Source organism: Kitasatospora sp. NPDC057198 (assembly GCF_042670125.1).
Classification (GTDB): domain Bacteria; phylum Actinomycetota; class Actinomycetes; order Streptomycetales; family Streptomycetaceae; genus Kitasatospora.
The window spans coordinates 1-8,322 of sequence record NZ_JBHUWH010000357.1 but is presented as its reverse complement, the minus strand read 5'-3'; the positions used below and the strand labels follow the sequence as shown (position 1 = coordinate 8,322).

Annotated in this window: 10 protein-coding genes; all 10 read left to right on the top strand. The window is 71.9% G+C overall.

The window, feature by feature from the left end; all coding sequences use genetic code 11:
- Positions 1-102 precede the first annotated feature (102 nt).
- Positions 103-1,464: a Pup--protein ligase gene (pafA, locus tag ACFUEL_RS29835; protein WP_030458364.1), complete on the top strand. Its 1,362-nt coding sequence runs from the start codon at positions 103-105 to the stop codon at positions 1,462-1,464.
- A gap of 79 nt (positions 1,465-1,543) precedes the next feature.
- Positions 1,544-2,539 (top strand): FKBP-type peptidyl-prolyl cis-trans isomerase, encoded by a 996-nt coding sequence (locus tag ACFUEL_RS29830; RefSeq protein ID WP_380239887.1) that lies wholly within the window; start codon positions 1,544-1,546, stop codon positions 2,537-2,539.
- 113 nt (positions 2,540-2,652) lie between these two features.
- On the top strand, positions 2,653-3,942 hold the full coding sequence (locus ACFUEL_RS29825) for an FKBP-type peptidyl-prolyl cis-trans isomerase (RefSeq protein WP_380239886.1): 1,290 nt from the start codon (positions 2,653-2,655) through the stop codon (positions 3,940-3,942).
- Positions 3,943-4,007: 65 nt separating this feature from the next.
- Positions 4,008-4,379 (top strand): FKBP-type peptidyl-prolyl cis-trans isomerase, encoded by a 372-nt coding sequence (locus tag ACFUEL_RS29820; RefSeq protein WP_380239885.1) that lies wholly within the window; start codon positions 4,008-4,010, stop codon positions 4,377-4,379.
- A 140-nt stretch (positions 4,380-4,519) separates the two neighbouring features.
- Positions 4,520-5,494 carry a helix-turn-helix transcriptional regulator gene (locus ACFUEL_RS29815; RefSeq protein WP_380239884.1) on the top strand — a complete coding sequence of 325 codons (975 nt, stop codon included), beginning with the start codon at positions 4,520-4,522 and terminating at the stop codon, positions 5,492-5,494.
- Complete coding sequence (locus ACFUEL_RS29810) at positions 5,491-6,447, top strand: helix-turn-helix transcriptional regulator (protein WP_380239883.1); 957 nt, start codon at positions 5,491-5,493, stop codon at positions 6,445-6,447. Before ACFUEL_RS29815 ends, ACFUEL_RS29810 begins: the two co-directional genes overlap by 4 nt.
- Before the next feature lie 5 nt (positions 6,448-6,452).
- A complete protein-coding gene (locus ACFUEL_RS29805) occupies positions 6,453-6,701 on the top strand; it encodes a hypothetical protein (RefSeq protein WP_380239882.1) in 249 nt (82 codons plus the stop codon).
- Positions 6,698-6,853, top strand: a complete 156-nt coding sequence (locus ACFUEL_RS29800) for a hypothetical protein (RefSeq protein WP_380239881.1) — start codon at positions 6,698-6,700, stop codon at positions 6,851-6,853. Before ACFUEL_RS29805 ends, ACFUEL_RS29800 begins: the two co-directional genes overlap by 4 nt.
- Before the next feature lie 128 nt (positions 6,854-6,981).
- Positions 6,982-7,260, top strand: a complete 279-nt coding sequence (locus tag ACFUEL_RS29795; RefSeq protein ID WP_380239880.1) for a twin-arginine translocase TatA/TatE family subunit — start codon at positions 6,982-6,984, stop codon at positions 7,258-7,260.
- A gap of 61 nt (positions 7,261-7,321) precedes the next feature.
- Complete coding sequence (tatC, locus tag ACFUEL_RS29790; RefSeq protein ID WP_380239879.1) at positions 7,322-8,260, top strand: twin-arginine translocase subunit TatC; 939 nt, start codon at positions 7,322-7,324, stop codon at positions 8,258-8,260.
- Positions 8,261-8,322 lie beyond the last annotated feature (62 nt).

Below are 8,322 nucleotides of genomic sequence, written 5' to 3'. Positions count from 1 at the left end.
TTTTCCGGTTCGGGGGGCCCGGGCGTGGCGGGCGGCCCCCCCGACGGTCCACCCACCGCCACCGAGGGGTTCCACCGAGCTTCGAACAGAGAAGAGTCGCACATGGACCGTCGAATTTTCGGGATCGAGAACGAGTACGGCGTCACCTGCACCTTCCGGGGCCAGCGCCGGCTGTCGCCGGACGAGGTGGCCCGCTACCTCTTCCGCCGGGTCGTCTCCTGGGGCCGCAGCAGCAACGTCTTCCTGAAGAACGGCGCCCGCCTCTACCTCGACGTCGGCTCCCACCCCGAGTACGCGACCCCCGAGTGCGACGACGTCACCGAGCTGGTCACCCACGACAAGTCCGGCGAGCGGATCCTCGAGGGCCTGCTGGTGGACGCCGAGCGGCGGCTGCACGAGGAGGGCATCGCCGGGGACGTCTACCTGTTCAAGAACAACACCGACTCGGCCGGCAACTCCTACGGCTGCCACGAGAACTACCTGGTGGCCCGGCACGGCGAGTTCTCCCGGCTGGCGGACGTGCTGATCCCGTTCCTGGTCACCCGGCAGCTGATCTGCGGGGCCGGCAAGGTGCTGCAGACCCCGCGCGGCGCGGTCTACTGCGTCAGCCAGCGCGCCGAGCACATCTGGGAGGGCGTCAGCTCGGCGACCACCCGCTCCCGCCCGATCATCAACACCCGGGACGAGCCGCACGCCGACGCCGAGCGCTACCGGCGGCTGCACGTGATCGTCGGCGACTCCAACATGTCGGAGACCACCACGCTGCTCAAGGTCGGCGCCACCGACCTGGTGCTGCGGCTGATCGAGGCCGGCGTGGTGATGCGCGACCTGACGCTGGAGAACCCGATCCGGGCGATCCGCGAGGTCAGCCACGACCTGACCGGCACCCACCAGGTCCGCCTCGCCAACGGCCGGGAGGCGTCCGCCCTGGAGATCCAGGAGGAGTACTACACCAAGGCGCTGGAGTTCGCCGACCGCAAGGGCCTCAACGAGGGCACCGTGGCCCGGGTGCTGGACCTGTGGGGCCGCACCCTGGAGGCGGTGCGCAGCGAGGACCTGGCCAAGGTCGGCACCGAGATCGACTGGATCATGAAGTACCAGCTGATCGAGAAGTACCGGGCCAAGCACCAGATGACCATGTCCAACCCGCGGGTGGCCCAGATCGACCTGGCCTACCACGACATCCACCGCCGCCGCGGCCTGTTCTACCTGCTGCAGAAGAACGGCCAGGCCCAGCGGGTCACCACCGACCTGCTGACCTTCCAGGGCAAGTCGGTGCCCCCGCAGACCACCCGGGCCCGGCTGCGCGGCGACTTCATCCGGCGCGCCCAGGAGCAGCGCCGCGACTTCACCGTCGACTGGGTGCACCTCAAGCTGAACGACCAGGCGCAGCGCACCGTGCTGTGCAAGGACCCGTTCCGCTCGGTCGACGAGCGGGTGGAGAAGCTGATCGCCGGGATGTGACCGGCCGGCCGTGACGGTCCGTCGGGGGCGCGCCGAGCGCCTCCGACGGGCCGGACGAATCGGGTCATAGGCTGACGTCATGCGTCGAACCGCCTGCCTGCTCACCGTCCCCCTGACCGTCGCGCTGATCGCCGGATGCAGTAGTTCGGGCGGCTCGGGGAAGTCCGCCGCGACGACGCCCCCGGCCTCCTCGGCCTCCGCCGCCCAGGTGCCCAGCCCGGTGGCGTCCGCCTCGCCGATGCCGACCGTCAGCGGCGAGCCCGGCTCGAAGGCGACGATCACGCTGCCCTCCGGGCAGCCGAGCGGCCAGTTCGTGGTGAGCACCGTGAGCGAGGGCTCCGGGCCGGAGGTCAAGAAGGACGACTGGGTGACGGTCAACTACACCGTCAAGGACTGGACCAGCGGCAAGGACCTGTCCAGCTCCTACGACTCCGGCGCCAAGCCGCAGCTGTACCAGGCGGGCAGCGGGCAGCTGGTGCCCGCCTTCGACCGGAGCGTGGTCGGCCAGAAGGTCGGCTCCCGGGTGCTGGTGGTGGCCCCGCCCGCCGCCGGGTTCGGCAGCCAGGGCTCGACCGCGCTGGGCGTCGGCAAGGACGACACCGTGGTGTTCGTGCTGGACGTGGTGAACTCCGTCGCGCCGGACACCACCATCCCCGGGGACCTCACCCAGCCGCCCGCGAACGCCCCGCAGGTGAAGGACAACGGCAAGGCCGCGCCGACGATCACCGTCCCCTCCGGCGAGCAGCCGCCCGCCGACCTGCAGCAGTACGTGCTGGTCAAGGGCACCGGCCCCCAGGTGCAGAGCGGGCAGACGCTGCTGGTCCAGTACACCGGGGTGACCTGGGCGGACGGCAAGCAGTTCGACTCCTCGTGGAACCACGGCGGCGCGCAGGCCCTCCAGGTCGGCACCGGCAGCCTGATCAAGGGCTGGGACCAGGGGCTGGTCGGCAAGAACGTCGGCAGCCGGGTGATGCTGGTGGTGCCGCCCTCGCTGGGCTACGGCGACCAGGCCAGCGGGTCGATCCCGGCGAACTCCACCCTGGTGTTCGTGATCGACATCCTGGAAGCCGTCTGAGAACCGCCTGACAGCGGGGCGCCGACCGGGCTGAACGGCTCTCATGCCGACCTGACATACTGCTGCCCCGCACCAGTGGTACACGCGTCGTCGGGCGAGTCGAATGGGGAGTCATGTCTGAGAAAGCGTCGAGCCCGGGCGAGGCCGACAACACGGGGAACAAGCCCGTCGTGGACCGCGAGTCGATCGTCGTCCCCGCGGAGATCCTGACCCAGGCCGGCTGGGCGCCGCCCACCAACCCGGTCGGCCCCGACGCCAAGGCCGAGCAGGCGCCGCAGGTCTTCGCGTCCAACCAGCGCAAGGTCCCGCTCTCCGAGGCCGGGTACGACCAGGACCCGGGCGGGGTGGGCCGGCTCGGCGTCATCCTCGGCTCGGTCGTCGCGGTCCTGCTGATCGCCGCCGGCGTGACGCTGTACTACGTCAACAAGGACGGCGGCAGCACGCCCGCGGCCAAGTCGGACTCGGCGGCGGTCAGCCCCACCCCCGACCCGGCCGCCTCCTCGGAGACGGAGGCCCCGGAGCCGGTGCCGCCGATCAAGGACAACGCCAAGGTGCTGCCCACGGTCTCCGGCGAGTTCGGCTCCAAGGCCACCATCACCCTGCCCAAGGAAGCCCCCGACGGGACGTTCGTGGTCAAGGTGCTGTCCGAGGGCAGCGGCCCGAAGGTCGCGAAGAACGACTGGGTCTCGGTCGACTTCAACGGCGTGGACTGGCAGACCGGCAAGGCGATCGACGGCTCCTACGAGGGGGACAACCCCAAGCCGCAGCTGTTCCAGGCCGGCGCCGGGTCGCTGATCGCCGCAGTGGACAGCGTGGTCGAGGGCCACAAGGCCGGCAGCCGCCTGCTGGTGGTCGCCCCGCCCGCCGCCGGGTTCGGCAAGCAGGGCAGTTCCCAGCTGGGCATCAGCGGCACCGACAGCCTGGTGTTCGTGCTGGACATCCGGCAGTCCAACGCCCCGAACGCGGTGGTCTCCGGTGACGTGACCCCGCCGCCCGCGGACTTCCCGCAGGTCAAGGACAACGGCAACAAGCCCGCCGAGATCACCCCGGTCAAGGGCGCCGCGGACCCGACCGAGCTGAAGAGCCACGTGCTGATCCAGGGCAAGGGCCACAAGATCACCACCGGCGAGAAGGTGCTGGTCCAGTACACCGGCGCGCTGTACAAGGACGGCACGAAGTTCGACTCCTCGCTCGACCGCGGCGAGGCGTTCACCTTCACCACCGGCGGCGGCCAGGTCATCGAGGGCTGGGACCAGGGCATCGTCGGCCAGACCGTCGGCAGCCGGGTCGAGCTGGTCATCCCCGCCTCGCTGGGCTACAAGGACCAGGCCAGCGGCAGCATCCCGGCCAACTCCACCCTGGTGTTCGTGGTGGACATCCTGGACGCGGGCGCCGGCGGCTGACGGTGGGCGCACCGCGGTGCGCCTAGGATGAGTCCCGTTCACGCAACCGAACGAGAAGAGCAAACGTGAGCCTGACCAAGCCGGAGATCGACTTCCCGGGCGGCGACGCCCCGAGCGAGCTCCAGATCCGCGACATCGTGGTCGGCGACGGCGCCGAGGCCAAGGCCGGCGCGGTCGTCGAGGTCCACTACGTGGGTGTCACCTTCGCCTCCGGCGAGGAGTTCGACGCCTCCTGGAACCGCGGCCAGACCTTCAGGTTCCCGCTGGGCGGGGGCCGGGTCATCAAGGGCTGGGACCAGGGTGTCGAGGGCATGCGCGTCGGCGGCCGCCGCGAGCTGGTCATCCCGCCGCACCTGGCCTACGGCAACCAGTCGCCGAGCCCGCTCATCCCGGCCGGCTCCACCCTGATCTTCGTGGTGGACCTGCTGGGCGTCTGACCTCGGACGCACGGGCGTCCGACCCCGGGCGTACCACCGAAACCCCCGGTTCCACCAGGAGCCGGGGGTTCGGCTTTCTCTGGACGCGTCCGTACCGGTACGGTCAGGCGGGTCACCCCCGATCGGAGGAAGGGTCAGCGATGGCGATCGCCAAGGCAGAGCGGCTGATGAACCTCGCCCTGTGCCTGATGAACACCCGGCGTCCGCTCTCCAAGAAAGAGCTGCGCGAGTCCGTCGAGGCGTACCGGGAGGCCTGGCAACAGGGCTCCGAGGACGCCTTCAACCGGATGTTCGAGCGCGACAAGGACGACCTGAGGGAACTCGGACTGGTCATCGACGTGGACGAGAACGCGCTCGACGGCGAGATCGGCTACCTCGCCCGCCGCGACCGCAACCGCCTCCCGGAGATCGCCCTGGACGCCGAGGAGGCCGCCGCGCTGGCGCTGGCCGCCCGGGTCTGGCAACAGGCCAAGATGTCCGGGGCCGCCAGCGGGGCGCTGCAGAAGCTGCGCGCCGCGGGCGTCCCGTTCGCCGAGGACCGCGAGCACGGCGCGCTGGAGCCGCGGATCCCCGGCCGGGAGGCCGCGTTCGAGCCGCTGCTCACCGCCGCCCGCGACCGGCGCCCGGTCACCTTCGACTACCGCAAGGCCGGCGCCGCCAGCGCCGAACCGCGCTCGGTCGAACCCTGGGCGCTGGAGTGCTGGCGCGGCCACTGGTACCTGGCCGGCTACGACCGCGACCGCGGCTCGGCCCGGGTCTTCCGGCTCTCCCGGATCACCGGCAAGGTCCGCTCCCGGGCGGGCGCGTTCACCGGCGAGGTGCCCGAGCACGTGGACGTCCGGGCCGTGGTGGCCCGGTTCGCCGGCGAGGGCGCGACCTCCGCGGCCACCGTGCGGATCCGCTCCGGCGCCGCCTACCCGCTGCGCCAGCGCGCGCTGGAGACCCGTCCGGTGGACGCCGAGTGGGACGAGCTGGACATCCCGCACGGCAACGGCCTGGGCGCCGACCTGGCCGAGTACGGCCCCGACGTCATCGTGATCGGCCCCGAGGACCTGCGGGCCGACGTCATCGACCGGCTGCGCGCCGTCGCCGGTCCCGCGGAGGTTCAGGCATGAGCAACGCTATCGACCAGACGCGGCGGATGCTGTCGCTGGTCACCTACCTGCGCGAGCGGCCCGGGGCCGAGGTGGCCGAGGTGGCGCGGGCGTTCGGGATCACCGAGCGGGAGCTGATCGGCGACCTCAACGTGCTGCCGATGTGCGGGACGTCCTTCCGCGGCGGCGACCTGCTCGACATCGACACCGACGGCGAGCGGATCTGGTGGCACAACGTGGACGACGTCGCCCAGCCGCTGCGGCTGGCCGCCGACGAGGCCACCGCGCTGCTGGTCGCCGCCCGCGCCGTCGCCGGGCTCCCCGGGCTGCGCGAGCGCGACCGGCAGGCGCTCACCCGGGCGGTCTCCAAGATCGAGGACGCGGCGGGCGAGAACGCCGAGTCCGCCGCCCGGATCGGCGTCACCTTCGAGGCCGAGGGCACCGTCTTCGCCGACATCGACCGCGCGCTCAGCGAGGGCCGGCTGATCTGGCTGCGCTACTGGTCGCACGGCCGCGGCGAGCTGACCGAGCGCGAGGTCGACCCGATCCGGCTGGTCACCGAGGGCCACACCTACCTCGAGGGCTGGTGCCGCACCTCCGAGGACCGGCGCACCTTCCGGCTCGACCGGATCGCCGAGATCAAGGTGCTGGACGAACCCGCCAACCCGCCCCGGCTCCAGCCCCGCGACCTGTCCGCCGGGCTGGTCGCCCCCACCGCCGACGACCCGCAGGTGGTGGTCGAGGTCGGCCCCGGCGGCCGCTGGGTCGCCGAGTACTACACCCACGACAGCGCCGAGGAACTCCCCGACGGCGGCCTGCGGATCACCCTGCGCTCCGCCGAGCCGGCCGGGCTGCGCACCCTCGCGCTGCGCCTGGGCCGGGACGGCCGGATCACCGCCCCCGCCAAGCTCGCCGAACAGGCCCGCACCGCCGCGCTGGCCGCGCTGGAGCACTACCGGGACGGACAGGTCTGAACCACGTGACCGAAGGCACCAGATTCAAGGTGTACTGCTCGCAGTGCCGGGAGAAGGTCGAGCTGCCGGCCGACGGGTTCCGGCTGGCCCTCGGCGCCAGCCGGGAGCGCACCTTCTACAGCTTCACCTGCCCGGCCTGCGGAGCGGTCGTCCGCAAGATCGCCGGGGAGAAGATCGTCGCCGCGCTCACCGAGGCCGGCGTGCACACCATGCGGCTGCTGCCGGTGGACGGACCGGGGAGGGCCCGCACGTGAACTGGACCCTGGTCGGGGCCGTCCTGCTGTCCACCGCGGGCCTGCTGGTGCTCGGCGGGCTCGCGCTGCGGCTGTGGCTGGACGCCCGGGCGCTGGCCCGCGAGGTGGACGGCGCGGTCAGCGCGCTGCGGCGGGCGAGCGGCGCCAACTGACCTGCTGCGGCCGCGCCGACCGGTACCCGATCGTTGGGTACCGGGTTCCCGCCGCGACACCCCGAGCGGCTACCATCGCCCGCAGAGGGGGAGCCCTGCCTCCCGGACGAGGAAGGCGGTGCCCGGAGATGAGACTGCTGTCGCCCGGCTCGCTGCTGCTGGTCACGGCGTTCGCGGTGCTGCTGTTCGGCGGCAAGCGGCTGCCGGACGCGGCACGGGCGCTCGGACGCTCCCTGCGGATCCTCAAGAGCGAGGGCAGGGCGCTGCGCCAGGAGTTCGACTCCGGCCGCGAGGGCGCCGCGCCCGCGGCACCGCCCGCGCGGCCCGCCGCCGAACCGGACCGGGTGGTCAAGGCCGCCCCCGGAGCCTCCCGCACCGACCGGGCCGGCCGAACCCCCGGCACCTGAACACCCAGGTCGGGCTCCCGCACCACTCCGACTACGACGAGCGCACGATTCGAGGACCGGGTTGAGCAAGACGACCAAAGCGGCCAAGGACCCTGAGGGGCGGATGGCGCTCGCCGACCATCTCCGCGAACTGCGCAACCGGTTGGTCAAGTCGCTGCTGGCGATCATCGTCTTCACGATCGTCGCGCTCTTCTACCACAAGGCGCTGCTGGACTTCCTGATCAGACCGCTGCCCGCGTGCAACCCGGACGGCTCGCTGCCGGAAGGGCTGAAGCACTGCGCCGAGGTCTCCAACATCGGCCTGACCACGCCGTTCACGGTCATGTTGAAGGTCAGCCTCACGGCCGGCGCGGTGGCCGCGACCCCGGTCTGGCTGTACCAGCTGTGGAAGTTCGTCTCGCCGGGCCTGCACCAGCACGAGAAGCGCTACTCGGTGGCGTTCCTCGCGGTCGGCACCCCGCTGTTCCTGGCCGGTGCGGTGCTCGCGTACGTGATCATGCCGCTGACCGCGGAGATGCTGATCGGCTTCGTCGCGGACGGCGTCAAGTCGATCGTGCCGGTGGAGACCTACCTCGACCTGATCACCCGCATGGTGCTGGTGTTCGGCGCGGGCTTCGAGCTGCCGCTGTTCCTGGTGATGCTCAACCTGATCGGGGTGCTCACCGGCAGGCGGATGCTCAGCTGGTGGCGCGCGATGGTCATGGGCATCACGGTGTTCGCGGCCTTCGCCACCCCGTCCACCGACCCGGTGTCGATGCTGGCGCTGGCCGCGCCGATCTGGGCGCTGTACTTCCTGGCGGTGGGCATCGCGCTGCTGAACGACAAGCGCAAGGCCGCCCGCAATCCCGACGCCGGGCTCGGCGACGAGGAGGCATCCGCGGTCGACCTGTCGGTCGAGTCGGTGGCGGGTGCCGAGTCGGTCGGCGGGGTCGAGTCGGTGGAGGCGTCCGCGCCGGTCCCGGCCGCGCGCCGCGACCAGATCGACGACGACATCACCTGACGAGGCGCTGAGGCGCTGAGGCGCTGAGCGGCGGACGGCCCCGGACCCCTGCGGTCCGGGGC